This is a genomic window from Georgenia subflava (assembly GCF_009193155.1).
GTDB classification, from domain to species: Bacteria; Actinomycetota; Actinomycetes; order Actinomycetales; family Actinomycetaceae; genus Georgenia; species Georgenia subflava.
In genome coordinates this window covers 1,292,602-1,319,205 of record NZ_VUKD01000001.1, presented here as the reverse complement: position 1 = coordinate 1,319,205, position 26,604 = coordinate 1,292,602, and the positions used below count along the sequence as shown (strand labels likewise).

At 73.2% G+C, this 26,604-nt stretch carries 31 protein-coding genes; 16 read left to right on the top strand and 15 right to left on the bottom strand.

The window, feature by feature from the left end; genetic code table 11:
• Nucleotide 1 precedes the first annotated feature (1 nt).
• Nucleotides 2–814: a TspO/MBR family protein gene (locus GD748_RS05980; protein ID WP_152194201.1), complete on the bottom strand. Its 813-nt coding sequence runs from the start codon at nt 812–814 to the stop codon at nt 2–4.
• Nucleotides 811–2,376, bottom strand: coding sequence for an SDR family oxidoreductase (locus GD748_RS05975; RefSeq protein ID WP_226920809.1), 1,566 nt, complete (start codon nt 2,374–2,376; stop codon nt 811–813). Before GD748_RS05975 ends, GD748_RS05980 begins: the two co-directional genes overlap by 4 nt.
• 100 nt (nt 2,377–2,476) lie before the next feature.
• Here GD748_RS05975 and GD748_RS05970 point away from each other — a divergent pair, with 100 nt between their 5' ends.
• Nucleotides 2,477–3,643 carry a sensor histidine kinase gene (locus tag GD748_RS05970; RefSeq protein WP_226920807.1) on the top strand — a complete coding sequence of 389 codons (1,167 nt, stop codon included), beginning with the start codon at nt 2,477–2,479 and terminating at the stop codon, nt 3,641–3,643.
• A complete protein-coding gene (locus GD748_RS05965; RefSeq protein ID WP_193312832.1) occupies nt 3,640–4,293 on the top strand; it encodes a response regulator in 654 nt (217 codons plus the stop codon). The genes GD748_RS05970 and GD748_RS05965 overlap by 4 nt, the downstream gene beginning before the upstream one ends.
• A 119-nt stretch (nt 4,294–4,412) precedes the next feature.
• Here GD748_RS05965 and GD748_RS05960 read toward each other — a convergent pair whose 3' ends face one another.
• Nucleotides 4,413–5,084 (bottom strand): HAD family hydrolase, encoded by a 672-nt coding sequence (locus tag GD748_RS05960; protein WP_152194198.1) that lies wholly within the window; start codon nt 5,082–5,084, stop codon nt 4,413–4,415.
• A gap of 132 nt (nt 5,085–5,216) precedes the next feature.
• Between GD748_RS05960 and GD748_RS05955 the strand changes: the two genes are divergently transcribed.
• The 3 genes from GD748_RS05955 to GD748_RS05945 all read left to right on the top strand — a co-directional run bounded on the left by GD748_RS05955 (nt 5,217) and on the right by GD748_RS05945 (nt 9,993).
• A complete protein-coding gene (locus tag GD748_RS05955) occupies nt 5,217–5,957 on the top strand; it encodes a CPBP family intramembrane glutamic endopeptidase (protein WP_152194412.1) in 741 nt (246 codons plus the stop codon).
• A gap of 99 nt (nt 5,958–6,056) precedes the next feature.
• Nucleotides 6,057–8,774, top strand: coding sequence for a lysylphosphatidylglycerol synthase transmembrane domain-containing protein (locus GD748_RS05950; protein ID WP_152194197.1), 2,718 nt, complete (start codon nt 6,057–6,059; stop codon nt 8,772–8,774).
• Nucleotides 8,775–8,778: 4 nt separating this feature from the next.
• The gene (locus GD748_RS05945; protein WP_152194196.1) at nt 8,779–9,993 is read left to right on the top strand and encodes a DUF4352 domain-containing protein; all 1,215 of its coding nucleotides are present in this window, start codon (nt 8,779–8,781) and stop codon (nt 9,991–9,993) included.
• A 33-nt stretch (nt 9,994–10,026) separates the two neighbouring features.
• Here GD748_RS05945 and GD748_RS05940 read toward each other — a convergent pair whose 3' ends face one another.
• Nucleotides 10,027–10,674, bottom strand: a complete 648-nt coding sequence (locus GD748_RS05940) for a response regulator transcription factor (protein ID WP_452176682.1) — start codon at nt 10,672–10,674, stop codon at nt 10,027–10,029.
• A 67-nt stretch (nt 10,675–10,741) separates the two neighbouring features.
• A complete protein-coding gene (locus tag GD748_RS05935; RefSeq protein ID WP_152194194.1) occupies nt 10,742–11,974 on the bottom strand; it encodes a sensor histidine kinase in 1,233 nt (410 codons plus the stop codon).
• A gap of 188 nt (nt 11,975–12,162) precedes the next feature.
• On the opposite strand from GD748_RS05935, the gene GD748_RS05930 reads away from it, so the two are divergent.
• The 6 genes from GD748_RS05930 to GD748_RS05905 all read left to right on the top strand — a co-directional run bounded on the left by GD748_RS05930 (nt 12,163) and on the right by GD748_RS05905 (nt 17,187).
• Complete coding sequence (locus GD748_RS05930) at nt 12,163–12,975, top strand: DUF4352 domain-containing protein (protein ID WP_152194193.1); 813 nt, start codon at nt 12,163–12,165, stop codon at nt 12,973–12,975.
• Nucleotides 12,976–13,175: 200 nt separating this feature from the next.
• Nucleotides 13,176–14,654 carry a DUF2079 domain-containing protein gene (locus GD748_RS05925; protein WP_226920802.1) on the top strand — a complete coding sequence of 493 codons (1,479 nt, stop codon included), beginning with the start codon at nt 13,176–13,178 and terminating at the stop codon, nt 14,652–14,654.
• Nucleotides 14,651–15,247 (top strand): fluoride efflux transporter FluC, encoded by a 597-nt coding sequence (locus tag GD748_RS05920; RefSeq protein ID WP_152194192.1) that lies wholly within the window; start codon nt 14,651–14,653, stop codon nt 15,245–15,247. Before GD748_RS05925 ends, GD748_RS05920 begins: the two co-directional genes overlap by 4 nt.
• Nucleotides 15,244–15,612, top strand: coding sequence for a fluoride efflux transporter FluC (locus GD748_RS05915; protein ID WP_152194191.1), 369 nt, complete (start codon nt 15,244–15,246; stop codon nt 15,610–15,612). Before GD748_RS05920 ends, GD748_RS05915 begins: the two co-directional genes overlap by 4 nt.
• Before the next feature lie 92 nt (nt 15,613–15,704).
• Nucleotides 15,705–16,304: a copper resistance CopC family protein gene (locus tag GD748_RS05910; protein WP_152194190.1), complete on the top strand. Its 600-nt coding sequence runs from the start codon at nt 15,705–15,707 to the stop codon at nt 16,302–16,304.
• Between the two features lie 64 nt (nt 16,305–16,368).
• On the top strand, nt 16,369–17,187 hold the full coding sequence (locus GD748_RS05905) for a response regulator transcription factor (protein ID WP_152194189.1): 819 nt from the start codon (nt 16,369–16,371) through the stop codon (nt 17,185–17,187).
• Here the strand turns inward: GD748_RS05905 and GD748_RS05900 are convergent.
• The 5 genes from GD748_RS05900 to GD748_RS05880 all read right to left on the bottom strand — a co-directional run bounded on the left by GD748_RS05900 (nt 17,184) and on the right by GD748_RS05880 (nt 20,084).
• Nucleotides 17,184–17,660, bottom strand: coding sequence for a hypothetical protein (locus GD748_RS05900; protein ID WP_152194188.1), 477 nt, complete (start codon nt 17,658–17,660; stop codon nt 17,184–17,186). The two genes, GD748_RS05905 and GD748_RS05900, sit on opposite strands and share 4 nt — an antisense overlap.
• A gap of 104 nt (nt 17,661–17,764) precedes the next feature.
• Nucleotides 17,765–18,430: a histidine phosphatase family protein gene (locus tag GD748_RS05895; protein WP_152194187.1), complete on the bottom strand. Its 666-nt coding sequence runs from the start codon at nt 18,428–18,430 to the stop codon at nt 17,765–17,767.
• A 29-nt stretch (nt 18,431–18,459) separates the two neighbouring features.
• Nucleotides 18,460–18,942, bottom strand: a complete 483-nt coding sequence (locus tag GD748_RS05890; protein WP_152194410.1) for a gluconokinase — start codon at nt 18,940–18,942, stop codon at nt 18,460–18,462.
• A gap of 165 nt (nt 18,943–19,107) precedes the next feature.
• Nucleotides 19,108–19,581, bottom strand: a complete 474-nt coding sequence (locus tag GD748_RS05885) for a YqaA family protein (protein ID WP_152194186.1) — start codon at nt 19,579–19,581, stop codon at nt 19,108–19,110.
• Between the two features lie 176 nt (nt 19,582–19,757).
• Nucleotides 19,758–20,084: an ArsR/SmtB family transcription factor gene (locus GD748_RS05880; protein ID WP_152194185.1), complete on the bottom strand. Its 327-nt coding sequence runs from the start codon at nt 20,082–20,084 to the stop codon at nt 19,758–19,760.
• 16 nt (nt 20,085–20,100) lie between these two features.
• Between GD748_RS05880 and GD748_RS05875 the strand changes: the two genes are divergently transcribed.
• Nucleotides 20,101–20,577, top strand: a complete 477-nt coding sequence (locus GD748_RS05875) for an SRPBCC domain-containing protein (protein WP_152194184.1) — start codon at nt 20,101–20,103, stop codon at nt 20,575–20,577.
• An 85-nt stretch (nt 20,578–20,662) separates the two neighbouring features.
• Here GD748_RS05875 and GD748_RS05870 read toward each other — a convergent pair whose 3' ends face one another.
• Nucleotides 20,663–21,424 carry a 2,3-bisphosphoglycerate-dependent phosphoglycerate mutase gene (locus tag GD748_RS05870; protein WP_152194183.1) on the bottom strand — a complete coding sequence of 254 codons (762 nt, stop codon included), beginning with the start codon at nt 21,422–21,424 and terminating at the stop codon, nt 20,663–20,665.
• A gap of 109 nt (nt 21,425–21,533) precedes the next feature.
• Nucleotides 21,534–21,950, bottom strand: coding sequence for a CBS domain-containing protein (locus GD748_RS05865; protein WP_152194182.1), 417 nt, complete (start codon nt 21,948–21,950; stop codon nt 21,534–21,536).
• A 101-nt stretch (nt 21,951–22,051) separates the two neighbouring features.
• Between GD748_RS05865 and GD748_RS05860 the strand changes: the two genes are divergently transcribed.
• Complete coding sequence (locus tag GD748_RS05860) at nt 22,052–22,585, top strand: DUF488 domain-containing protein (protein WP_152194181.1); 534 nt, start codon at nt 22,052–22,054, stop codon at nt 22,583–22,585.
• Between the two features lies 1 nt (nt 22,586).
• Here the strand turns inward: GD748_RS05860 and GD748_RS05855 are convergent, their stop codons facing one another.
• Nucleotides 22,587–22,832, bottom strand: a complete 246-nt coding sequence (locus GD748_RS05855; protein WP_226920798.1) for a LapA family protein — start codon at nt 22,830–22,832, stop codon at nt 22,587–22,589.
• A 13-nt stretch (nt 22,833–22,845) separates the two neighbouring features.
• On the bottom strand, nt 22,846–23,859 hold the full coding sequence (locus GD748_RS05850) for a Gfo/Idh/MocA family protein (RefSeq protein ID WP_152194180.1): 1,014 nt from the start codon (nt 23,857–23,859) through the stop codon (nt 22,846–22,848).
• On the opposite strand from GD748_RS05850, the gene GD748_RS05845 reads away from it, so the two are divergent.
• The 3 genes from GD748_RS05845 to GD748_RS05835 are packed head-to-tail and all read left to right on the top strand — an operon-like array spanning nt 23,852 to nt 25,807.
• Nucleotides 23,852–24,631, top strand: coding sequence for a hypothetical protein (locus tag GD748_RS05845; protein WP_193721600.1), 780 nt, complete (start codon nt 23,852–23,854; stop codon nt 24,629–24,631). The two genes, GD748_RS05850 and GD748_RS05845, sit on opposite strands and share 8 nt — an antisense overlap.
• A 50-nt stretch (nt 24,632–24,681) precedes the next feature.
• On the top strand, nt 24,682–25,257 hold the full coding sequence (pcm, locus tag GD748_RS05840) for a protein-L-isoaspartate O-methyltransferase (RefSeq protein WP_152194178.1): 576 nt from the start codon (nt 24,682–24,684) through the stop codon (nt 25,255–25,257).
• Between the two features lie 49 nt (nt 25,258–25,306).
• Nucleotides 25,307–25,807, top strand: coding sequence for an AAA family ATPase (locus GD748_RS05835; protein WP_227659299.1), 501 nt, complete (start codon nt 25,307–25,309; stop codon nt 25,805–25,807).
• A 9-nt stretch (nt 25,808–25,816) separates the two neighbouring features.
• Here GD748_RS05835 and GD748_RS05830 read toward each other — a convergent pair whose 3' ends face one another.
• On the bottom strand, nt 25,817–26,554 hold the full coding sequence (locus GD748_RS05830; protein ID WP_152194176.1) for a GAP family protein: 738 nt from the start codon (nt 26,552–26,554) through the stop codon (nt 25,817–25,819).
• Nucleotides 26,555–26,604 lie beyond the last annotated feature (50 nt).

Here is a 26,604-nt window from a genome sequence, read left to right as displayed (position 1 = left end):
CTCACGACGGGCCGACCGGTCGTCCGTGCGGTGCGCCGAGCGCTCGCCGTCCACGGACGGCGACCGTGCCGACCACCACGAGCACGCAGGCGAGGCCGGCCATGACCGCCGTGGTCTGGGAGAGCAGGTCGCCGGTCGTCCGTGCGACGGCGATCCATGCCAGTCCCCAGCCCAGCGAGGCCGCCGGCGCCAGCCGGCCGCGTCCGAAGACGGCGAGCGCGAGCCCGACGAGCGTGGCGACGACCAGCACACCCACCGCCCACCACTCGGGTGCCCCGGCGCCGGTGAACCCCGCACCCGCGAGTGCGGCGGCCACGTTGGCGCACGTGGCAATGGCCACCCAGCCGAGGTAGAGCCCGAAGGTGCCGTCGACGACGGCGGCCTCGACCACCGTGCCGGGCCGGGTCCGCACGAGCCGGACGAAGATCGCCGCGAGCACGGCCAGGAGCGCGACGATGACGAGAACGCTGAGCCAGACCCACCCGGCCTGGACCACCAGGATCCACGCCGCGTTGAGGAGCAGCGAGGCGACGATCAGCGGGGCGAGCCGGCGGGCGTCGTCGCGGTCCCACCACTGCCACACGGTGTACAGCCCCAGACCGACGTAGATCACGGTCCAGATCGAGAAGGCGCCCGAGCCGGGCGCGAGGTGGGTCGAGTCGGCGGCGAGCAGCCCGCCCGCCGCCTCCGCGATCGGGGTGCCACCGAAGGCGCCCACACCGACCACCGAACCCACCAGACAGACCAGGTAGGCCAGCGTCACCACCACCTGGCGCACCCGCGGTCGCGCGGCCCGCTCCTCGGTCGACCTCATGCGCCCAGCCCGTCTGTCGTCGGTTCCTCGGCTCGTCGCACCGCACGATCCGCCCGCGTGTCGCGCACCGGCCGGCCGGCCGCGCGTGCGGCCTCCTCGGCCGCCGTGGCGATGTTCCGCTGCATCCCGCCGAAGACGACGCCGTGGAAGGGCCAGACCGCCCACCAGTACGCCTGCCCGGCCAGTCCGTGCGGGTGGTAGATGGCACGCTGGCGGAAGACCGTCCTGCCTGCCTCGTCGGTGTCGGCGATCAGCTCGAGCCAGGCCAGGCCGGGCAGCCGCATCTCCGCCCGCAGGCGCAGCAGGTGCCCCTCCTCGACCTTCTCCACCCGCCACCAGTCGAGCGCGTCACCGACCGACAGCTCGTCCGGGTGGCGCCGCCCACGGCGCAGGCCGGGCCCGCCGAAGACCCGGTCCATCACCCCGCGCGCGGCCCAGCCGAGCCGCCAGGAGTACCAGCCGTGCGCGCCACCGACCCCCTCGATCACCGACCACAACGTCTGACGGTCCGCGGCCACCACGGTCTCGCGCTCGTCCACCTCGAGGCTGCCGCCGGCCCAGTCGGGATCGTCGGGCAGCGGGTCGGACGGCGCCCCCGGCGTCCCTGCGGACGCCCAGCTCGTGCGGACGTCGAACTCGTGCACCCGCGCCAGCGCGAGCTCGACGGCACGGTCGAAGCCCAGGAGGCCCTCGGGCGGGTCGGGCACGTACTGCTTGATGTCGTCCTCGTCCGCGACGACCTCGTGCACGAGCGAGCCGACGAGGGGCCGCGCGATGCCCGCCGGGACGGGCGTCACGAGCCCGACCCACTGGCTCGCGAGCGCCGGGGTCAGCACCGGGACGGACCGCACGACCCGTGGCGGCAGGCCGGCGACCGCCGCGTAGCGCTGCATCATCTCCCGGTAGGTCAGGACCTCGGGGCCGCCGATGTCGAACGTGCGGCTCACCTCCTCGGGTATCGAGGCGGCGCCGACGAGGTAGCGCAGCACGTCCCGCACGGCGATGGGCTGGATCCGGTTGTCGATCCATCGCGGCGCCACCATGACCGGCAGCCGCTCGGTGAGGTAGCGCATCATCTCGAAGGAGGCGCTGCCCGAGCCGATGATGACCGCCGCCTGGAGCGCGGCCACCGGGACGCCGCCGGCGAGGAGGATCTCACCGACCTCCCGGCGTGAGTCCAGGTGCGGCGAGAGTTCCTCGCCACGCGGATGGAGCCCGCCGAGGTAGACGACGCGGCGCACCCCGGCAGATCGAGCGGCGACGGCGAACGTGCGGGCCGTCTGCCGGTCGCGCTTCTCGAAGGTGCGCCCGGTCCCGAGCGAGTGGATGAGGTAGTACGCGACGTCGACGTCCTGCATCGCCCGCGCGAGGTCGTCGGCGCTGGAGGCGTCGGCCCGTACGACCTCGGCCTCCAGGCGCCACTCACGATCGTCCAGGCGGTCGGGGTGGCGGGCCATCGCCCGCACGCGGAAACCGCCCGCGAGCAGCTCCGGCACGAGGCGACCACCGATGTAGCCGGTGGCGCCCGTCACCAGGGCGAGCGGCGCGTCTGTGCCTTCCATGCGGTCAGTGTCGGTGCCGGGAGGCCGGCGTGCCATCGCTGCCGGGAGGATCGACTTTCGTCGGTACCGGAGCGGGCGCCTGCTCTCTACCCTCAGGAAGGTGAGGACACAGCACGACGAGCTGCTGCCGGGGTGCGAGCTGCGCAGACCGGGCCCGGCGACCATGGCCGCCGGTGTCATCGGTGTCGCCGTCCTCGTCGGCCTCACGATCGTCGGCGAGGCCCAGTCCGACCAGCTGCGCCCGGTGCTCGACATCGCCGCCGGGCTGGCCGCCGTCGCCCTGCTGCCGCTGGTCTTCCGCGGACCGGCGACCGCCGCCGTCGCCCTCGCGGTGCTCGCCGCGCTCTCGCCCGCCGCGACCCCGCCGTCGACCCTCGCCACACTGCACGCGGGTCGCGCGCTGCCGACGCGCAGGGCGGTGGCCGTCACAGCCGCGGCCACCGCCGCCCACGTCGTGCGCGGGCTCTGGCGGCCGATGGGCGAGCTGCCGTTCGGCTGGTGGGTGATCATCGTCGTCGCGGTGCACGCGGCCCTCCTGGGCTGGGGCGCCCTGGGACGCTCACGGGCGCAGGTGATCGCCGCGCTGGTGGAGCGGGCCGAGCGCGCGGAGGCCGTGCGCGAGACTGCCGAGCGGGAGGCCCGGGTCCAGGAGCGCACCCGCATCGCGCGGGAGATGCACGACGTCCTCGCGCACCGGCTCTCGCTCGTCGCCACGTACTCGGGAGCCCTGGAGGTGCGCCCGGACGCCGCCCCGGAACAGCTGTCCCGGGCCGCCGGCGTCATCCGGGAGGGCACGCACCGGGCCCTGGAAGAGCTCCGTGAGGTCGTGGGAGTGCTCCGGGAGGACTCCCCGGACGGCGCGCTGCCCCGGCCCCAGCCCGGCCTGGGCGACGTCGCCGCGCTGGTCGAGGAGTCACGGGCGGCCGGCACCGTCGTGCGGCTGCGCGAGGACGTCGACGACGCGGCGACGGTCCCCGGCCTCAGCGGGCGGACGGTCTACCGCGTCGTCCAGGAGGGCCTGACCAATGCGCGCAAGCACGCACCCGGCTCGGTGGCGGACGTGCTGGTCACCGGCTCCCCCGGTGCGGGGCTCGAGGTGGAGGTGACGAACCCGCTCGGCCCGACGCCGCCGTCCTCCCTGCCCGGCTCCTCCACCGGGCTGGTGGGCCTGAGCGAGCGCGTGTCGCTCGCGGGCGGCACGCTGCAGCACGGCGTGACGCCGCCCGGCCGCTTCCGCCTGCACGCCCGGCTACCCTGGCCAGGATGAACGCACCGGTGCGGGTCCTCGTCGTCGACGACGACCCGCTGGTCCGTGACGGACTCACCATGATGCTCGACGGCCTCGACGGGATCGAGGTGGTGGGGACGGCGGGTGACGGCGCCGAGGTGCCGGAGTCCCTGGCGCGGCACCCGGTCGACGTGGTGCTGATGGACCTGCGCATGCCGCGGGTCGACGGCGCCACGGCCACCTCCCTCCTGCGCGCGCGGTCCGACGCCCCGGAGGTGCTGGTCCTGACCACCTTCGACTCCGACGAGGAGATCATCGGCGCCCTGCGCGCCGGTGCCACCGGCTACCTCCTGAAGGACACGCCGCCGACCCGAATCGCGGATGCCGTGCGGCGGGCGGCCGCCGGGGAGTCGGTGCTCTCCCCGCAGGTGGCGCGCCGGCTGATGGACCAGGCGGTGGACCGGGCGGCACCGGCGGACCGCGCCCGGACCGAGCTGGCCCGGCTCACCGAGCGTGAGCGCGCCGTGGTGGCGGCGGTGGCGCGGGGCGAGACCAACGCCGAGATCGCCGCCGGGCTGCACCTCAGCGAGGCGACGATCAAGGCGCACGTCTCGCACATCCTCGCCGCCCTCGGCCTGAGCAACCGCACGCAGGTCGCGCTCCTGGCCCACGACGCCGGTCTGGTGTGAGCCTGGGGCCGATCGGCGAGCCTGTCCGGGACCGTTGGGCGTCCCGTGGTCTGGGGCGACGGCGCACCGGCCCAGCTACGCCCCGGCTCCGCGGCTCAGCGACTCAGCGACTCAGCGACTCAGCGACCGAGGTTCTCCACGAGCTCGACAGTGACCTCGTCGAGGCTGCCCACCTGTGTCGCGGTCAGCTCCAGCGCATCGGCGTCGGGCGGGAACGCCTCGTGCGGGACGGCGATCACGCGCATGCCGGCCGCGGCGGCCGACCGCATCCCGTTGGAGCTGTCCTCGATGGCGACGGCGCGGCGGGGGTCGACACCGAGCAGCTCCGCGACCTTGGCGTACCCGTCCGGGGACGGCTTCCCGCGCTCGACCTCCTCGGTGGAGACGGTCGCCCGGAAGTGGTGGTCGAGCCCGAGCTCGGCGAGCACGGTGTCGATGAGCCGACGCGGCGACGACGACGCGAGACCGAGCGGCCACCGCCCGGCCAGACGCTCGACCGCGTCGACCGCACCCGGGAGCGTCGGCAGATGCTCGTGGTAACGGGCCGCCATGTGGTTGATGGTTCGGTCCGCGACGGCCGGGGCGTCACCGTCGACGCCGATGGTGGTCGCCATGTACTCGGACCACTCCGGCGTCGACATGCCCAGCATCGCCTCGGTCGCACCGTCGGGCCACGGCACACCGTCCTCCGCGGCGAGGCCGCGGCGCACCTCGTCCCACATCGTCTCGGTGTCGGTCAGGACGCCGTCCATGTCGAAGACGACGGCTTCGATGCTGCTGGGCTCGCTCATGGTTCCCATCGTGCCCCACCGGCCCGCACGCTTCCTGCCGCGCTGGTGGACACTGGCACGGTGAGCGCGCCGACCCCCACCCCGAGCACCGACACCCTGCCGGCACCGGCACCCTCGCGACTGCGTTCGAGGATGCGCACCGAGGTGCTGATCGTGCTGGGCCTGTCGTTGGGGCAGTCGGCGGTGTACGCGGTGGTGAACATCATCGCCCGGCTCACGGTCACCACTCCGCTGGGCGAGCAGGCCACGGCGCTGAACCCGTCCCGCTCACCGCGCCCGTACCTCGACCTGACCTACCAGCTGCTGTCCATCGGCTTCGCCCTGGTGCCGGTGGCGCTGGCGCTGTACCTGCTCTCCGAGCCGGGCCGGCGGGCGACGGCGCGCATCGGGCTGGATCTGCACCGTCCGTGGCGCAACCTCGGCGCCGGCGTCGGACTGGCCGCGCTCATCGGTGTGCCCGGCCTGGGGCTGTACCTCCTGGGACGGGCGCTCGGGATCACGGTGGAGGTCCAGGCCGCCACGCTGAACGAGGTCTGGTGGACCGTTCCGGTGCTGATCCTCGCCGCGCTGCAGAACGCCCTGCTGGAGGAGGTGATCGTCGCCGGCTACCTCATCACCCGGCTCGAGCAGCTCGGCTGGCGCCCGCCGGCCGTGCTGGCTGCGAGCGCCGTCGTGCGCGGCGCCTACCACCTCTACCAGGGCTTCGGGCCGTTCGTGGGCAACGTGATCATGGGCCTGATCTTTGGCGAGTACTACCGCCGGCGACGGCGGACCATGCCTCTGGTGATCGCCCACACCCTGATCGACGTGGTCGCCTTCGTCGGCTACGCCTTGCTGCCGGAGAGCGTCCTCGCGGTGCTCGGCCTCGCGTGAGCGGCCGCCGACGTCTTCACCAGAGCCGCACAGACTGCCCGCGCGCCGCACACAAAAGCAGACGACTGACGGCACACCCCGCGCCGTAGACTCCCCGACATGAGGCAGGAGCTGGGGGAGGGCGGCACGGCTGTGTCCACGAACGCCCCCGCGGAGGATTCCTCGCCACGACGTGAGGTGCTGCTGGTCGACGCCCCGCAGACGCGGGTGCGCCGCCCGGGCGACCTCGTCGCGCTCGTCGCCTCCGCGCTCGGCATCGCCTTCGTGCTCGTGCTGGCCGTCTACGCGCACGCCACCACGCAGGGCGTCACCGAGGACGTCCAGTCCGCCGTCGCCAACACGCTGCGCCAGGTCCTGCTGCTCCCGGTGACGGTCCTCGAGGGCCTCGTGACCTTCTTCGTCCCGCTGGCGGTGCTGGTCGACCGGCTCGTGCGCCGCAGCTGGCGCTCGGCGCTGGAGGCGCTCGGCACCGGCGTCGCCGCCTACCTGCTGGCCCTGGGCGCCCTCTGGCTGCTCGACAACGTCGCCCCCTCCACCCTCACCCGCGGTCTGACGATCACCTCCGAGGGCGCGACGGTCATCGCGCTCAACGCCTACGCGGCGGGCATCGCCGGGCTGCTGACCGCCGTCGGGGACCGCTCGCACAGCCGGATGCTGCGGTGGTCGTGGAACCTGCTCTGGGTCGTCCTCGGGCTCTCCGTCGTGCAGGGCAACCAGACCCTGCCGGGCGCCGTGGTCGCCGTCCTCCTCGGCCGGTCCGCGGGGCTCGGGATGCGCTACGCCTCCGGCGTCCTGCACGAGCGGGCCACCGGGATCGCGCTGGTGCGCGGGCTGCGCCGGGCCGGGCTCGACCCCGTCCGGGTGGTCCGGATGGACCCGCTGCTCGCCGGCACCAGCGCCCAGGCGTGGACCGTCACCACGTCCTCGCCGATCGGGTACACCGAGCGGCTGCGCGAGCGCCGGAGCGACGCCGAGGATCACCAGCCCCTCCGCACGCACAAGGAGCCGGAGGTCACGACCGACGAGCCGCTGACGCCGGCGGACCTGCTCGCCGCCGTCGACCAGGAGGGCGCCAGCACCGCCGACACGATCGCGCCGGACGCGCTCACCGACCCCGACCGGGTGCTGCGCGCGGCGTCCTCCTCGGCGGCGCTGACGCTGGACGTGGAGAGCGCCCACCGCCTGTACGCCGTCTGGGGGGCCGACGGCACCCGGCACGACGTCACCGTCCTGGACGGCGACCGGCACGTCGTCGGCGTGCTCGCCAGCGTGTGGGACAGCGTCCGGCTGCGCGGGCTCGACCGGCGTCCGGCCACCACCCTGCGTGAGGCGGCCAACCGCGCCGCGCTGATGTCGTTCGCCACCCGTGCGGCCGGCGTGCGCGCGCCGGAGCTGGTGGGCATCACCGAGTCGCGCGACTCCGTCCTCATGGTGACCGAACACGTGACGGGCGCCCGGCACCTGGACGAGCTCGCCCCTTCGGAGCTCGACGACACGCTGCTCGACCAGGTCTGGTCGCAGGTGCGCGCCGCCCACTCCAAGGGCCTGGCGCACCGCGACCTGCACGCCGAGGCGGTCCTCGTCGACGCCATGGACGGGGTGTGGGTCCTCGACTGGGAGAACGGCGAGATCATCTCCTCCGAGCTGTCGCGGCGGCTGGACCTGGCGCAGCTGCTCGCGATGCTCGCGGTGCTCGTGGGCACCGAGCGAGCCCTGGCCTCGGCGGCCCGGGTGCTCACCCGGGACCAGATGGCGTCCATGGCCCCGCTCCTCCAGCCGGTCGCGATGCCTTCGCAGACCCGTGCGGCCGCTCCGGACCACCGGGACCTGCTCGCGACGCTGCGCACGGAGCTGGTCGCGCTCGTCCCGACGGCGGACGTCGCCCCGCTGCAGCTCGCCCGGTTCTCGGTCCGCACGGTCGTCACCATGACGCTCGCCGTGGCGGTCGCCTGGGTGCTGCTCTCCTGGCTCAACTTCGAGGAGGTCACCGCCGCGATCGCCGGGGCCAACCCGGCGTGGATGCTCGTCGCCTTCGTGATGGGCCTACTCACGTACGTCGGCTCGGCGATGGGCCTCGTGGCCTTCTCGCCGGAGAAGCTGAAGATGTGGCGCACGACCCTCGTCCAGGTGGCCGCCTCCGTCGTCTCGCTGGTGGCGCCGGCCGGTATCGGCCCGGCGGCCCTGAACCTGCGCTACCTCAACAAGGCGAAGATCTCCACGCCGCTGGCGGTGGCCACCGTGGGGCTCGTCCAGGTCTCGCAGTTCATCACCACGATCCTGCTGCTCGTCGTCGTCGCGCTGGTGACCGGCTCGGCCGGGACGCTCAGCGCCCCGGCCCCACCGGTGATCGCGGGCGTCGCCCTGGTCGTCGCCGCGATCGGCGTCGCCCTGCTGGTGCCACAGCTGCGGGCCTGGCTCTGGGAGAAGGCCGCGCCCACGCTGCAGCAGGTGTGGCCCCGGCTGGTGTGGGTCGTCTCCAACCCTCGGCGGCTCGTCGTCGGCATCGTGGGGAACCTCGTGATGACCACCGGCTACGTCATCGCCTTCGGTGCCTCGCTGGCCGCCTTCGGGTACCAGCTGCCGCTGACGAACCTCGCCATCACCTATCTCGCCTCGAACTCGATCGGTGCCGTGATCCCGTCGCCCGGCGGTATCGGGCCGGTCGAGGGTGCGCTCACCGGTGGTCTGACGCTGGCCGGGATCCCGGCCGCGACCGCCGTGTCGGTGGCCGTGCTCTTCCGGGTGCTCACCTTCTGGGGTCGCGTGCCGATCGGCTGGGCCGCCCTGCGCCACCTCCAGCGCAAGGACGCCCTCTGACCCGATGAGCTCTCGCCCCCCGTGGTTCCCCGGGCAGTACGGCCGTCCGGACGACGACGGCGCCGCCTTCACCGGTGAGCCGTACGCCGACGACTCCGAGGCGGAGCCGTACGCGCCCGCGTCGCTGCACACCGACGCCTCCAACCCGTACGGCGACGTGCCCGTCGACGCCGGAGGCCCGGACCCGGGCGAGGTGCCGGACTGGCTGAGCCGGTCGGCGGACCCGACCGGTCGGCCGCCGGGGACGGCGTCACCGGCCGCGGCGCAGGCCACCGACCTCGGCGACGGTGCGCCGACCGGGTACGAGAGCTTCTACGAGCCGGGCAGCCGCGGCCGCTCCTCCTGGAAGCCGCGCAAGCGCCGGTCGTTCCGCGCCCGGCGCCACGGCCCGCGCGGCGAGCACCGGGCGGACCCTTCGGGACTCGTCGCGAAGGCTTCGGAGGAGGCTGCGCCGTCGAGGGAGGGCAGCCCCGAGATCACTGTCAGGTACCCGGCGACGTCGTCGCCGGCGATGCGCTGGGGTGCCGTCACGGGCGGGAGCACCAGCACCGACACAGGCACAGGCACAGGCACCGGCAGCGCCGGCACGAGCGGCACGCCCTCGGGAAGGAGCCGCCGCGGACGCTGGGCCGTCGCGTCGGGACTCGGCGTGGGTGTCCTCCTGGTGCTCGCCGTCATCGGGGCGACGCTCGGCGACGACGACGAGCCGGACCCCACGACGGCGCCCACGCTCACCTCGCCCGCACCGTCGCCGAGCTTCTCGCCGCTGCCCCCACCGAGCCCGCTCCCCTCGCCGACCGCCGTCGCACCACCCGAGGGCGAGGTGACCGTCGGCGCCACCGTGGACGACGGACCCGTGCGGGCCGAGGTCCTCGGCGTGACGACCGGGCTGAGCGAGCTCAGCGGCACCACCGCGAGCGCCACGGCCGCGGGCGAGTACGTCGTCGTGCGGCTGCGGGTGACGGCGACCGCCCCGGGCGCGTGGTTCGTGGACACCGACCAGCGACTGACGGACGCCGACGGCACCGAGCACCTCCCCGACGTCGGAGCGGGGATGGCCGTGGACGGCAACAGGCTGTGGTTCGCCGAGCTCAAGGAGGGCGAGAGCGCCGAGGGCGTGGTGGTCTTCGACGTCCCGCCGGGCACCGTGCCGGCCACACTCACCGTGCACGGCTCGGCGACGGGCGCTGGAGCCCCGGTCGCGCTCCCCGTGGGCTGAGCCGCGTTCCATGCGGTCGACTGCCCGGTCGCCTCAGGGCCGGAGCAGGCCGGCGCGTTCCACGAGAACCGCAACGTCCACCCGGTTACGGACACCGAGCTTGGTCTGCGCACCGGACAGGTGGGTCTTGACGGTGGCGGGTGATAGGTAGAGCTGCCTCGCGACCTCGTCGTTGGTGAGCCCGCGCCCCACGGCGATGGAGACCTCGCGCTCGCGGTCCGTCAGCGCCCCCATCACCTCGCGCGCCTCCCGACGTTCCCGCTCGCCGTCGTCGCGGCCGAGGTGCTCAAGAACCTGGCGCGTGCTGCGCGGGGAGAGGACCGCGTCTCCCGCCACGACCGCGCGCACCGCAGCCTTGATCTCTTCTGGGGATGCTGATTTGAGCAGGAACCCCGAGGCACCTGCCCGGATGCATCCGATGACGGCTTCGTCGACGTCCCAGGTGGTCAGAGCGATGACGTGCGGCGCTCGCGCGAGTGCGCGGACCGCCGCGGTCGCGGTGATGCCGTCCGTGCGGCGCATGCGAAGGTCCATGAGAACCACGTCCGGACCGTGTCCGAGCACTGCCCCGACCACCTCATCGCCGTCCGCCGCCTCGGCGACGACCTCCAGGTCCGGCTCGCTGGTCAGGATCAGGCGCAGGCCGGAACGGACGAGAGGGTCGTCGTCGACGAGGAGCACGCGGTGCGGACGCGGGGACACATCCCGATCGTAGGGCGCCCCACCGACACAGATTCCTCCGCCCGGCCTACGAAGTGCTCCATGGCAGCTGGACGGTGACGCGGAAGGTGCGGCCACCGTCGTCGAGGCCATAGACGAGGGTTCCGCCGAGCAGCTCGACGCGCTCGGCCACGCCCTGAAGTCCGTGGCCGGCAGGACCCTGCACCGGACCGAGGTAGCGGTTGCGGGCGTCGATGGTCACACCCGTGACAGGCCCACCGCTGACGCTCAGGCGGATCTGCTCCCCCGCGGCGTGCTTGCGGGCGTTGGTCAAGAGCTCCTGGACGATGCGGTAGACCGCGCGCGAGAGGGTGGGCCCGGCCTGCTCGGCGCCGTCGAGAAAGATGGTCGATGAGACAGGTACGCCGGTGGTCACCGTCTCCTCGATCACCGTGGGCAGATCCACCAGAGTGAGCGCGGGAGCGGCCGGCTCGCCGCCGAGCGGGTGGCGCAGCACACCGAGCAGCGACCGCAGGTCCTCCATCGAGCTGCGAGCGCTCTCCCGCACGAGCTTGGCGCTCTCCGCGAGCTCCGGATCGGCGGTCGCGCGTGTCTCGAGTGCGCCGGCATGGAGGTTGAGCAGCGAGAGCCTGTGTCCGAGGACGTCGTGGACCTCCCGTGCGATACGTTCACGCTCGACCTGCCTGGCCAGCTGGTCACCGAGGCGCCCCGAGGTCTCGCTGACCTCGACCACCTGCTGTGATGCGACCGCGACCTCCCGCCGCGACCGGAGGACGAGTCCGGCCCCGACGGCGCCCGCCAGGAAGACCACCACCCAGATCCCGACGACCCACCAGCTCAGCTCGAACGGCACGTCACCGCCGAGGCTCGTCGGCGCGAAGACCTGCTTGAACAGGGAGGTGTCCTTCGTCGGTCCGGCGACGTCACGGATCGCCGATACGACGGTCACCGCGGTCACCGCGGCGACCGTCCACCAGACCTCCCGGCCCCGACGGCGAGCTACCAGCCCGGCGAGCGCGACGAGGGCGGTCGAGGTGCCGATCGGCAGCAGCAGGGCGACCGCGGTGGCTCCGAGGGTGACGGCCAACGGTGCCCGTCTCCGCCAGAACAGCGTCACGGGCATCGCCAGCGCGGCCAGGAGCCCGAGAAAGTTCGCGGCCATGGACCACCCGTCGGTCGCTTCGGCCGTGCGGGTGAACACCACCCCTGAGACGGACATGAAGACACACAGGACGACGTACGCAACGGTTCGCAGCCACCACCAGGTGTGATGCCCGCTCGGGGCCGTGCGCTCGGTCATGAGGCCAACGGTAGGGCGGTGCACCCACGTCTCGGCACCACCCAACGGCCGTCGATCGGACTGGAGCGCTCAGCCGGTCGGACAGGACCATCCGGCCGATCGGGCGATGCGAGCGACGAGGCGGGTGCCGGAGGCTCGAAGCACACGACCACCGGCCCGTCGCCGGTCCCCGCAACCGAAGGAGTGTCATGAGCACCAACCAGCCGTACCCGCCGATCGGCGGTCAGCCTGCCACCGTCCAGTCCCCCGTCCCGCCGGGTGCCCCGGGCTACGCGAGCCCGGGAGCACCGGGTCCGTCCTACGGCTTCCCGGGCCCACCGGAGCCGCCGGCCCCAGCACCCGAGAAGAGGAAGAGCTGGTTCGCCCGGCACAAGATCCTCACCATCGTCCTGGTGATCGTGGCCCTCGTCGCCCTCGGTCAGGCCGTGGGCAACGGCGGCGAGGAACCGGACGCCGTCCCGTCCGCTGCCGCACCCGCCGCACCCGCCGACAGCGATGCCACGGCCCCCGGCGACGTCGAGCCCGCCGACCCTGGCGACGGCGACGGGGCTCCCGCAGACGAAGCAGCCGCGGAGACCGAGGTATCGGCTCCGGATGCGACGGCGGCCGGCGTCGGGACCCCGGTCAGGGATGGAAAGTTCGAGTTCACCGTCACGGGCATCGAACCCGGCGTAGCCACGGTGGGCAACGAGTTCCTCAACGAGCAGGCACAAGGGCAGTTCGTCCTCGTGCACCTGACGGTGGCCAACATCGGCGACGAGGCGCAGGCCTTCTATGACGGCAACCAGACTCTCGTCGACACGGCGGGTCGCGAGCACTCGGCGAACACGGCGGCCGGCATCTATCTGGAGGACAACGACATGTTCTTCAACGACATCAACCCGGGGAACTCGGTCTCAGGTGCTGTGGTCTTCGACATCCCCGTCGACGCCGTCCCGGCGAGCATCACGCTGCACGACTCGATGTTCTCGGGCGGCGTCACCGTCTCACTGACCCAGTAGCGGCGAGCCATCGCCCACCGGTGACCGTCCGGACGGTCACTGCGCAGATGCCCGGACCAGCTGCGTCTGGTCTGGGCATCTGCGCGCCTTGACCAGACCGCGGTCCCGATAGGGTCTGCGGCGACGAGAACACCGAAGCTCGGTCGGCGACCCGGGGCCCGGGTGGCCGGTCGAACCGGCAGGCGACCAGGAGGCGAGGGATGCGGACTCGGCCCACGAGAGCGATGCATCTGGGCCAGGGCTCTGTCGGCTACGGACCGACCGACCGGTGGGTGCCGTGGGTCGTCGCCGTGGTGACCGCGGCGCTGTACTCGGTGTACGCGGTGACCCAGTGGCGGCTGCTGGAGGTGCCGTCCTGGGACCTGGGGATCTTCACCCAGCTGGCGAAGGCGTACTCCGGGCTCGACGCGCCGGTGGTGACCATCAAGGGCGAGGGCTTCAACCTTCTGGGCGACCACTTCCACCCCATGCTCGTGCTGCTCGCCCCGTTCTACCGGCTCTTCCCGTCCGGCCTCACGCTGCTGGTGGTCCAGGCGGTGCTGCTCGCTGTCTCGGCCGTACCGATCACAAGGGTGGCCCGCGAGCTCGTCGGTCGCGGACGCGGCACCGCGCTCGGCGTCGCCTACGCCCTGGGCTGGGGGCTGCAGGGTGCCGTCGCCGCCCAGTTCCACGAGATCGCGTTCGCCGTGCCGCTCCTCGCGTTCGCGCTCGCAGCGTTCCTGCGTGGCCGGTGGTGGGCGTGCACGGCATGGGCCGCACCTCTCGTCTTCGTCAAGGAGGACCTCGGCCTGACGGTCGCCGCCCTGGGCCTGGTACTACTCTGGCGCGGTCGTCGGCGTGCGTCCGGACAGGCCGCGAGCGGGCGACAGGTCCGGGCCGGGGCGTTCCTCGCAGCATGGGGCATGGTCTGGTTCGTGCTGGCGATCTGGGTGATCCTGCCGGCGCTGAACCCCGGCGGTACCTGGGACTACTACGACCGCGTGGGGTCGGAGGAGCAGCAGGGGCTGCTCGACGTCCTGCTGGGCGCGCTCGTCCCGGGCGAGAAGTACGTGACGCTGCTGCTCCTGGTCGCCGCGGCGGGCGTCGTCGGCGTCCGCTCCCCGCTGGTGTGGCTGTGGGTACCGACGCTGGCCTGGCGGTTCGTCGGCAACGTCGAGTTCTACTGGGGTTGGAGCTGGCACTACTCGGCGATCCTCATGCCGGTCGCGGCCGCGGCCCTGCTCGACGCCGTGACCCGGCCGCCGGACCCGAGCGCCGCGCGCCGCCCGGCCGCGCCGGGCGGCTGGGCGACGATCGGCGTGGGCGTCGCCGTGGCCACCACGGCGCTGATGATGCCGACGCTTCCGCTCGCCCGGCTGGTGGAGCCGGCCACCTACGCCGTGTCGGACCGTCACGACGGCGCGACGGCGGCGATCGATGCGGTCGCCCCCGGGAGCACCGTGGAGGCCGACATCTACCTCATGGCCTACCTGGTCCCCCGCGCGCAGGTGTACTGGGTGGGCAACGCGGGCAATCCGGCACCGGACTTCGTGCTGCTGGACACCCTGCGCCGCACGTGGCCGGACCGGGACATCACCGACGCCGCCGCCTTCGCCGAGTCGCGGCACGGCGTCGACTACGAGCTCGTGCTGGACGCCGACGGCTACCAGGTCGCCCGGCGAGTCGGGACGTCGTCATGACAGCAGCGACGCACGACGGCGCGGCGGACCGGCACCCGCCTGCCTACCTGCGTCCGGGGTCCTGGGCTGCCGTCGGGATCGGCGGGACGCTGGGCACCCTGGCCCGGCACGGCGTGGACACGCTGGCCGGGGCCGCCGACGCCCTGACGTGGTCGACAGCCGCGGTGAACCTGCTCGGGGCGTTCCTCCTCGGGCTGGTGCTCGAGATCGGCACCCGGCGCGCGACCGGCCATCGAGCACGCGAGGTTGCCTTGCTGCTCGCGGGGACCGGCTTCCTCGGCGCCTTCACCACCTACAGCACGTTCGCGGTCCAGATCGTCACGCTGCTGGAGCGGGACGCACGCGCGGCCCTGGGCTACGGCGTCGGGCTGGTGCTGTGCGGCCTGCTCGCCGCCGGCTGCGGGGTGCTGCTCGGCACGCGCCTCCGGCGCGGACGGTCCGGCCCGGGGGTGACCGGCGGAACGTCAGGACCGCCCGCGGCGGGCAGACCGCTCGATCCCCACGCGGCAGACCGACGGGTCGGTCCGCACACCACCGTCACACCGGATCCTCGCGCCACGGACGGACCTGCCGACGACGGAGCGCGCCGATGACCGTCCTCCTGCTCGCGCTCGCCGGCGGTCTCGGCGCGGTGTCGCGCTACCTCGTCGACGGCGCCGTCCGTGCCCGTACTCGCCCGGACAACCCTGCTGGAGTCCTCCTCGTCAACATCACCGGCTCGTTCCTGCTCGGCCTGGTCACCGGCCTGCTGGGGCAGAGCGCCGGCCCGCTGGCACTGGTCGTGGGCACCGGCTTCTGCGGCGGGTACACCACGTTCTCCACGTCGGTTGTCGTCGTCGTCGACCTGCTGCGCCACCGTCGGGTGGCCGCGGCGCTGCGGCTGGCGGCCGGCACGCTGGTGTCCACGGTGGCCGCAGCCGCCCTCGGCCTGGCGATCGGGACGACGGCGGCACCGTAACGGCTTGACGCACGACGGCGGAACGCCTCCTCGACCGGGTTGGCGCGAGAACGGGTTCCAAGAGGCCCTCAGGAGCGGCTTACAGTGACGAGGTGACCTATCTTCGCCCCGTCGCCCGGCTGTTCCTGCCCGTCCTCGCCGTCGTCGCCCTCCTCGGGACGCTCTCCGCCGCGCTCGCGCCGGCAGCGAGCGCGCACGACGTCCTGCTGGAGTCGAGCCCAGCGGACGGGGCAGAGCTGACCGAGGTGCCCACCGAGGTGGTGCTGACGTTCAACAACGAGCTGCTGGACGCCTCGCAGGCGATCCTCGTGACCGACACGGCCGGGGAGCCCGTCACGGACGCGCCCACCGTCGTCGCCGGCCGCACGGCGTCCGTGCCGCTGCCGGAGCTGACGGACGGCGACTACGCGGTCACCTGGTCCGTCGTCTCCTCCGACGGGCACCGCATCGACGGCGAGCTCGGCTTCACGGTGGCCGCCGGGTCGGAGCCCTCGGCACCCACGACGACGGACGCGGCACCCTCCCCGGACGAGGCGACGACGCCGGACGCGACGGTCACGGTGGAGGCCACCTCGGAGCCGGAGGAGACCGGCGCCGCGGGGCTGCCGATGTGGTTGTGGCTCGTGGTCTCGGTCGGCGCACTGGGCGGTGTCGTGGCGGTGGCGGTGCGTCGCTGGCGCGACCAGGGCTGATTCTTACGCGCGTGCCCTCGCCGAGCCCTATCGTTTCGCTTCTCGAGGGCCTGGGAGGTTCGCCATGGTCGCAGCGCGCACGGCGCGGCGGTGGCTCCGCGTCGCCGGTGACGTCCTTGCCGAGCCGGACGCCGGCTCGGCAGAAGATCGGCTACTCGCGGCGCTCGCTCAGGAGTTCGGCGCCATGTGCATCGTCCGCACCAGCGCCGGCGCCGGCGGGCACACCTGGGCCCCGCCCTGGCCCGCGGGATTCAGCGCGCCCGACGAGGTGCGCTCCCTCGCACTCGCACGTGCGGCCGACCAACCGCTCGTCGCGCATCTCGCCGCGACCGGCACGGGCGCGCCGTTCAGCCTCGCAGACGCCGAGGCCGCCGGGCGGAGACTGTCGCCGTGGGCGCGCGAGCTCATCGCGGCGCTCGGACTCACGGTGCACCAGCTGGCGCTGCCCCTTCCCGGTCCGGGCGGACCGGACGCCTACGGCATCGTCGGCGACTCGCAGTACGGCGACAAGGACCTCGAGCTCGCCCGCGAGCTCCAGCCGCTGGTGGTGGGCCTGGACCGCCATGTGCTGATGCTCCGCGAGCTCCGGCGCGCCGCAGACGGCGTGCACACTCCTGCCGGCTCCTCGATGCTGACCCCCCGCGAGCAGCTCGTCCTCGAGGGCATCGCGGCCGGCAGCACGGTCAACGGCATGGCCGTCCGGCTCGGGATCTCGCCCCGGACCGTCCACAAGCACCAGGAGAACCTGTACCGCAAGCTCCGTGCCGTGGACCGGCTGTCGGCGGTCCTGTCGGCTCAGCGCGAAGGACTGCTCCCGTCGGAGGGTGCGGGGCGAGGATGGGCGCCGTCGCCCCGGCCCCCGCACCCCCCGTCGGTGATCTAGGCCGGCAGCTCGAACCCGTCGCACGTCTCAAGGAGGTCCGCCTCGATCGCCTGCGTCAGCAGGACGAAGTCCGCCTCCTCGAGGTAGGCGAAGCCCTTCGGCGCCTTCCCCTGGTAGGCGGCGCCCGAGCCGACCGTCGCTCGCGAGTGGATGAGCGGCTCCTCCTCGATCCCGCCGGCCGCCATCCACGCCTCGACGGCAGCCGTCGCGGACGCGGCGCAGTCCGGCCGGTCGTACCCGCCCTGCTCCGCCGGGGCCGCGATGATCATCTCGCCGAGGTCGCTCAACGGCATCCAGGCCGTGCGATGCGTGGCGAGCTGCTGTCGGGCGCTGTCGTTCCAGTCGATCTTGTAGCAGTGGTGGGCGGACGCTGTGGTCGCGGTGGCGATGCCGAGCGCTGCGACGGCGGCCGTCACCGTGCCGGCGCGTCGCGCCCAGCCGCGGGCGACGCCGCGGTCAAGAATCCCGGTCACTGGATCCTCCTCCAGAAAGCGCGCCACCCCTGCGGCGGCGTCGCTCCGAAAGTGTCCTGAGACCAGGCGGGCGGCACCATACGCACCAGTGCGTATGGTGCCCGTCAGCGGACGTCGACCGGCTCGCCTGCGGGGCCGTCGGACGAGGGGGTGTCGACCGCCGCGCCACCGAGGGCGTGGCCCTCCCAGGTGAGGGCCGTCCAGCCCTCGTCCGGGCTGCCCTCGAGCACGACGGCGCCGGTGTTGGACACCGGGTTGTAGGCGACGTGATCGACGCTGACGTTGTCCGTCCGGGCGGCCGTCCAGGCGCGGATGGCGGCTCCGTGGCTGACGACGACCGCCGTGCGGACGCCGCTGGCGGCAACCTCGGCGACCGCCTCGTCGTACCGGCTGAAGAACTCGGTGCCGTTCTCGCCGCCGGGGATGCGGGTGGCCATGTTGCCGGCGCTCCACTCGAAGATCGTGCCGAGGTAGGCGCGCACCGACGCGTGGTCGCCGAGCATCTCCAGGTCTCCGGCGCGGATCTCGCGCACGCCAGGGTGCACCTGGGTCTTCAGGCGGACGGTGTCGGCGAGCGGTCGGGCGGTCTGCTGCGTGCGCACGAGCGTGGAGGCGACGATGGCCTCTACCGGTTCCCCGGCCAGCGCCTCCGGGAGGGCGGCGGCCTGCCGGCGGCCGAGGTCGGTGAGGTCGGCGCCGGGCTCGTCGGTGTCGAGCAGCCCGCCGACGTTGGACGTCGTCTGGCCGTGTCGGACGAGGATCAGCTTCATGCACCCATCATCGCCGATCCGGTACGGAGTCAGTAGTCCTTGAGCTGACCGAGCACCTCGGTGAAGACCTCGGTAGGGGCGCCGATGTTGAGCACCTTGAACCCCTCCTCGTGGTCCTCGAGCTCCTCGAGGGTGTCGATCTGGGAGCCCAGGAGGCTCGGCGGCATGTAGTGACCCTCGCGCTGCGACATCCGTTCGAGCGTGATGTCGGCAGGGGGCGCCATGTGCACGAAGATGGTGCTGCCCTTCGCGCCGCGGAGCACGTCCCGGTACTTCACCTTCAGTGCCGAGCAGGTCACGACGGTGGAGTGGCCGACCTCGGCCTCCGACGTCATCCACGCCTGGATCGACTCCAGCCAGGGGGCGCGGTCGTCGTCGTCGAGCGGGATGCCGGCGGCCATCTTGTCGCGGTTGGCCTGGCTGTGGAACTCGTCCCCCTCGGCGAAGATGTAGCCCAGCTTGCCGGCGAGCATCATCGCGATGGTGGTCTTGCCGCCGCCGGAGACGCCCATGACGACGAGATGTCGGGGCCCACGGGACCTCTTCGGCCAGGGCGGGATGCCGGTCAACGTGTCTTCGGTCACGAGGTGCACTCCGATCGGATGGCTGGTGCTCGACCGACCGTACCGGGCGGGTCGGTGCGCGGACCACGCCTTGCCAGGAGTTGCAGGCGGCGGTCAGAGGCCGAAGAGCGCGTCGGGCAGGAGGTGAGGGACCTGGAGTATCGCCCAGAAGCGGGCGAAGCGACCCAGGACGGAGAGCAGCGCGAAGAGCCACCAGCGCATCCGGACGCTTCCTGCGAGCACCGAGACGATCGCGTAGGGCGGCAGGCCGGCGAAGGCGCTCACCAGGGTCACGGCGCTCGGACCCCACACGTGCTCCTCGCACCAGCGCTCCACCGTCGTCATCCGCTGTGCCCAGCGACCGCCGGCGGTGCCGCGACGGCGGAGCCGGGCGACATCCAGCACGCCGCGGCCGACGAGGTAGTACAGCATCTTCCCGGCCACCTGGCCGAGGGCGGCCGCGAGCGCCAGCCAGCCCGGGGCCACGTCGGTGGCCAGGGCCACGCCCACCACATAGACCTCGGCCGGCAGCACGACGGCGACCGCGGAGAGCAGACAGTAGAAGAAGCTCGCGAGCAGCACTGTCACGGTGCGCCGACCGCCCGACGACGGCGGAGCTGGCGCGAGATCACCGCGCCATCATGCCGGACGCCTCGGGTCCCGCCGCGCGTGCGGGACAGGCAGCGCGTCGGACGACGGGCGTCAGCACCGAGGTCGCGTCGGCGCGGCGGCCAGAGTCCGGCCCGACGGCGCGAGCTGCGACGTCACCCGTCCTCGAGCCGCTCCAGCAGGTCGACGGCGGCACGCGCGTACTCCCCGATCCACCTGTCGTAGATGCGCTTGAGCGGTGCGGGAGCCAGGGTGAGGTGCCGCTCGCGACCCACCTTCTTGCCGATGACGAGATCCGCCCGCTCGAGCACCCGCAGATGCTGCAGGACGGTCGTGCGGTCCAGCTCGGGAAACTGCTCGCAGAGTGTGCCGGTCGTGCACGGCCCCGCCCTCAGGGCGTCGAGCATGCGGCGGCGGGTGGGCGATGCCAGGGCCTTGAACACCAGGTCGTCGTCCGACCCCTTGCCGTCGCCCTCAGACATGTTGTAAAACTATCACATGAACACCGACGACTCGCTGCGCGAGCTCTCCTTCACCGTCTCCGGACGTGTGTCACGTCCCTGCGCCGAGGTCTACGAGGCCGTCGCCGACCCGCGGCAGCTCTCGCAGTACTTCACCACCGGAGGTGCCCGCGGCCGCCTGGAGCCCGGCGCCGACGTCAGCTGGGACTTCCATGACTTCCCGGGAGCCTTCCCGGTCACCGTGGTCGCCGCGGACCCGCCCCGGCGCATCGTCATCGAGTGGGAGGGCGAGGCCAGCTCGGGCACGAGGGGCGTGACGACGACGACCTTCGAGTTCGAGCCGATCGACGGCGACACCCGCACGCTCGTGACGATCTCCGAGTCGTCCTGGCTGCCTACCGCGGACGGAGCGAGGAACGCCTTCGGCAACTGCGAGGGCTGGACCGGCATGCTCGCCGCTCTGAAGGCCTGGGTCGAGCACGGCATCAACCTGCGCGAGGGCTTCTACAAGTAGGTCGTCCTTCCACAAGTAGGTCGTCTCCGGCACCGCGGCGACGGCGGCCGGCCGGCGGGTACGGGCGCACCCTCGCGAGCGGGGCTCAGGTGCCGCCCTGGTGGGCGATGAGCAGCGCCTCGGCCCGCGCGAGCTCGGGATCCAGGTAGCGCCCGCCGCGCTCACGCGGGCGCAGCCGGGCGCCGTCGTCGACCATGCGGTAGAGCAGCGGCCGTGCGTTGGGCAGGTTGAGCGAGCGCAGCTCCGCGCCGGTAAGGTCGTCGAGCAGTGCGCACAACGCACGCAGCGAGTTGCCGTGCGCGACCACCAGCACGTGCCGGCCCGCCCGCAGGTGCGCCTCGAGGTCGGCGAGCCACGGGTGGATGCGCTCGACGACGTCGGCCAGGGACTCGGTCGCCGCCAGCGCCTCGGCCGGCAGCCGGTCGAACGGGCTGAGGGTGCGCCACAGCGCGACCACGGCGGGGTCCAGAGCGGGCGGCCGACCCTCGAGCGAGCGACGCCAGTGCAGGAACTGCTCCCTGCCGTGCGCCGCCAGGATGTCGGACTTCAGGTGGCCGGACAGGGCCCCGTAGCTGCGCTCGTTCAGCCGCCACGTGCGCCGGACGGGCGCCGACGTGCCCAGCGACCCGGCCACCAGCTGGGCGGTCCGCCAGCCGCGGACCAGCTCGGAGGTGACGATGACGTCCGGGCGCCAGCCGGACTCGACCAGCCGCTGCCCGGCGTGGTGGCACGCCTCCTCGCCGGCGGGGGTGAGGTCGACATCGAGCACCCCGCTGAACAGCTCTCGAGCGTTGCCGACGGACTCCCCGTGCCGCACGAGCACGAGGGTGCCGAGAGATCCGCTCACGGTCCAACCTTCCCACGGCCCGGTGTGCGACCGCCGGTACGACGGCGAGAGCCCGCACCCCGAGGTGCGGGCTCCTGCCTTGTCGACCGCTTCGTGCGCTGTCCGGTGCTCAGCCCTTGGTCACGGACTCCACGGTGTCGCCCACCTTGCGGTCCTTGCCGCCCTGGGCGATGTTCTGCTCGCTGATGATGCCGACGAGCTGATGACCGTCGATGACCGGCAGCCGCCGGACCTGGTGCTCGGCCATGGTTCGCATGGCCTCCTCGACCGAGTCGTCGGCACCGATCGTGACGGGCTTGCCGCGGGCGAACTCGGCGGCGGTGGCCGTCGACGGGTCCCCGCCCTCGGCGATGCAGCCGACCACGATGTCGCGGTCGGTCAGCATGCCCTTGAGCTTGCCGTCGGCGCCGCAGATGGGCATGGCACCGATGTCCAGGTCGCGCATCTTCTGGGCGGCGACCAGCAGGGTCTCCGTCTCCTGGATGCACTGGGCGTCGCGCGTCATGATGTCGCGTGCCTTCTCCATGGGTTCCTCCTCGAGCGATGGCGGACGGTGTCCTGTCACGGTAAGGAGGGTGGGGTGAGCATGCATCTCGGACCGTCCGGCCTCCTCCGGGGGCGAGCACCGTGCTGCTGACCGTCGGTCACGCCGCGCTCGACCGTGACGCGCTGACCCGGCTCCTGCGCTCGGCGTCGGTGACGCACCTGGTGGACGTGCGCCGCTTCCCGGGCTCGCGGTCCAACCCCGACGTCAAGCGGGACGCCCTGGAGCGCTGGCTGCCCGAGGCCGGTATCGACTACCGGTGGGAGGAGCGTCTCGGCGGCCGCCGGCACCTGCGCAAGGAGGACGACGCCGTCTCGCCCGACACCTGGTGGCAGGTCGCAGCGTTCCGCGCGTACGCCGGCTGGACGCGCAGCGCTGACTTCGGTGCGGCGATGACCGAGCTGCTCGAGCAGGCGACGGACGACGCCGGGGTCGTCGTCATGTGCTCCGAGGCCGTCTGGTGGCGGTGCCACCGGCGGCTGATCGCCGATGTCGCGGTCCTGGGCCACGACGTCGAGGTCCGGCACCTGATGCACGACGGCGCCCGGCGGCCCCACCCGGTGGCCGAAGGTGCGCGCAGGAAGGGCCCGGGCACGCTGGTGTGGGACGGCGCGTAGCTCAGCGCGCCCGGTTGTGCCGCACGAGGGCGCCGACGAGCCACCCGACGAGGAACACAGCGAGCAGCGCCAGCCAGATCGGGGCCCGCACGCTGACCCAGAAGAGCTGGATGCTGGCCACCGCCTGGTTCTGCAGGACGAAGACCACCGCAAGAACCGCGAGCGCCAGCCCGACCCACGTCGAGGCCGAGACGCCGCGCAGGAAGCTGACGAATCCGTTCCGGCTGCCGCTGTCCTGCCTCGTCATCGCGCTACCCCCATCACCTCGTGGTCGTGTGCTGCGCACGGTAGTCGGCGAGCACCGCGTCCACGACCCGAGCGGTGCGCAGAGCGCTCTCGCCGGTGCTCGGGGAGGTGCCGTGGCCGGTGAGCTCGTCGACGACGAGCTGGATCAGGGGTTGCTGGACCACCTCCGGGTACGGCGCGTCGATGTGCTGCTCGCCGTCCGCCGTGCGCAGGAGCAGCGGCTCGACGCCGAACGAGGAGAAGCGCAGGCTCCCGGCCGTTCCGACGATGTCGACCGAGTCCTCGTCCACCGCCGCGTCGAAGGCCCACAGGCCGGTGCCCACGACGCCGGAGGCGAAGGCGAACGTGGCGGCCACGTGGTCCTCGGCCGGGTACTGCCCGGCGAGGTTGGTCGCCACGCCGGTCACGGTCGTGATGGGGCCGAGGAGGTGGTCGAGCAGGTCCAGGGTGTGCGATCCCAGGTCGACGAAGAGCCCGCCGCCAGAGATCTCCGGCTGCACGCGCCACGGCAGGTGCTCCGGCTCCCACATCCCGGCCGGCTTCTGCGTGCGCACGCTGACAGCGCGGACCGTGCCGATCGCGCCGCCGTCGAGAAGCTCCTTGACGCGCACGAACCGCGGCATGGCGCGCCGGTAGTACGCGACGAACAGCGGGACACCGGCATGCTCGAAGGCGGTGAGCATCTCCTGCGCCTCGTCCGCGGTGCGGGCGATCGGCTTCTCGACGTAGACCGGCTTGCCGGCGGCGGCGACCCGGACGGCGTAGTCGCGGTGACTGTCCGGCGGGGTCGCGACGTACACGGCGTCGACGTCCGGGTCGGCGATCAGCGCGTCGGCGTCGTCGTACCAGCGCGCCACCCCGTGCCGGCGGGCGTAGTCGGCCGCCTTCGCGCCGTCACGGCGCATGACCGCGACGAGCGAGGAGCGCTCGGCGCGCTGCAGGCCCGGGCCGGACTTGCGCTCGGTGACGTCCCCGACGCCGATGATCCCCCAGCGGACGTGCTCGAACCCGTGCGGTGTCGTGGTCATGGTCGGAGGCTACCGGCGCGGGCGGTCCACAACTCCCACCGGTCCGGGCACCGGCCGGTCGGACGACAACGGCGGGCTCGGTCTCGTCGAGATCGCGGACCACGACGGCGAGTGGGTCGAGCTCGCCGCGGGGTCGGGCCGGCTCGCGCTGCACGCCGCCGGCCCCGAGAGCCCGCCGGCCGGCCGGACCAAGCTCGGCATCGAGGTGGTCGGCACCGACGCGTACCGGTCGGCGGCAGCTGCTGCCGGGGTCCGCGGCGAGCCGATCACGACCGACCACGGTCCTGCGTCGACGGTCGACGTGGCCGGTCTGCCCGTCGTCGTCGACGAGGCCGAGCCCGGCGTCGCCGGACGGGGTGACGCCGGGATGGGCGAGGTCACGTCGGAGACGCTCTCGGTCGTCGGCCTGGTCTACACACCGACGCCCGCGAACCACGGCGCCGCTGCGGCGGCGCTCGGGTGGCGGCCTCGCGTCGCCAGCGACTCCGGCGGCTGGTCCGATCTCACCGCACACGGGATCCTCGCCTTCCACGAGGGCGAGCTGACCGACGTCGACGGCGCCCCTGCGTGCGAGGTCAGCCTGGAGACCGGCAGGCTCGAGCCGCTCCTGGAGCGCGCCTCCGACGCCGGTCTCGACGCCCGGATCATCGACGAGTCCTACGGCCGCACCCTTCGGGTCACCACACCGGCCGGGACCGAGCTGTGGGTCAACGAGACGCAGCAGGACCTGTACGGCTACCACCTGACCGATCCGGCCGCGCAGGCGCGCTGACCATCGGCGCGGGAGGATGAGGGCAGGGCGGCGACGAGGGAGGCGAGACGATGCGCACCGACCGCGTTCGCGAGGCGATGGCCGCCGTCGACCGGCGCGACTTCCTGCCCGACGACCAGCTCCGCTTCGCCGACGCGGACCAGCCGCTGCGGATCGGCCACGGCGCCACCTGCTCGCAGCCGAGCACGGTCGAGCAGATGCTCGAGCTCCTCGACGCCCAGCCCGGCCAGAAGGTGCTGGACGTCGGCTCCGGGTCCGGCTGGACGACGGCCCTGCTGGCCCACCTGGTCGGAGCCGACGGATCCGTCGTCGGCGTCGAGATCGAGCCCGACCTGGTGGAGTCCGGGCAGGCCAACCTGCGCACCGCGGAGGTCGACGGCGCGCGGATCGAGCAGGCGGAGCCGGGACGGGTCGGCAGGCCGGAGTCGGCGCCGTTCGACCGGATCCTCGTCTCGGCGGAGGCCCGGCGGCTCCCCGAGCCGCTCGTGGGCCAGCTCGCCGACGGTGGCCGGATGGTCATCCCGGTGCGCGGCGAGCTCGTCGTCGTCGACCGCGACGGCGACGAGGTGCGCACCCGAGCACTCGGCTCCTTCAGGTTCGTACCGTTGCGGGCGGTCGAGGACTGATGCGACGACGCCAGGCCCGGCCGGCGGGTCGCCCCGGATGCTGATCGCCATGGCTGGCCTGCCCGGGTCGGGCAAGAGCCACCTCGCCGCCCGGCTCGCGGACGAGCTCGGGGTCCCGGTGGTCTCGGTCGATCCCATCGAGGCGGCGATGTGGCGCGCGGGCGTCGGTGGACCCGGCGACCCCCTGCCCACCGGGCTGGCCGCCTACGTGGTGGCCGAGGCGATCGCCGAGGAGAACCTGCGCGCCGGCCGGTCGCTCATCATCGACGCGGTGAACGCCGTCGAGCCGGCCCGTGGGCAGTGGCGCGAGCTCGCCACGCGCACCGGGGTGCCGCTGCGCTTCATCGAGACGGTGTGCCCCGACCCCGAGACGCACCACTCCCGGCTGGCCGGTCGCCGTCGGGACATCGCCGGGTTCGTCGAACCGACGTGGGAGGACGTCGTCGCGCGTTACTACGCCGCGTGGGTCGACGACCACCTCACCGTCGACACGACGGACGACGACGCCGCCACGCTCCGGCGCACGCTCGGCTACCTGCAGGAGCCGTGACGGACCACGTCAGACCGAGTCCAGGAAGGCGACCAGACCCGGCATGCGGACGAGGGCATCGCGGGCGACGAGGAACCCGACGATGCCGACGATCCAGGCGGTCGTCTCGCCGCTGCTCCTCTCCATCCACCGCGCGACGCGGTGCAGGACCGGCTCGGCCAGGCGTCGGGCCACGAGGCGCGTGGCCAGCAGGAGCAGGGCCGGGGCGATCATGACGAGGCAGTAGGCGGCGAGCACCCCGAGGCGTCCGGCTGCCGGCAGGTCGGCGGTGCTGATGATCCCGGTGGCGGCGAGATACGGCAGCATCGTCGCGACCTCGAGGACCGCCGCACCGAGCGCCAGCCCCATGAGTCCGGCGATGCCCGAGCCGCTCTCGCGCTCGCCCATCGCCCGCTCGCGCCAGCGGAGCATCCTGCCCGGGCGTGGTGCGCCGTCGTCGTCGGTCTTCTTCCTGCCGATCCGGAAGCTCCACACCAGCAGGGCGACACCGACGACGAGCTGGACCCGGGCGGCGACGGGATGGTCGAGCAGGGCGTCGAGGTCGCCCAGGAAGGCGTCCGCACCGGCGACCAGGGCGATCCCGACCAGCAGGTAGAAGGTCGCGACGGTCCCGAGGAAGACCAGCACCCGGGCAGCCCGGACGCGGCCCGGGGTCAGCAGGAACCAGATCGGGATCAGCAGCGTGCCGAAGCTGGTGGAGTCGATCAGCGCCAGCACCAGCAGGCTCCCGACGGTCGTGATGGTCATGGCACGAGCGTGGCAGGGCACGGTGCGCGCGGAATCAGGCGTTGTGACGA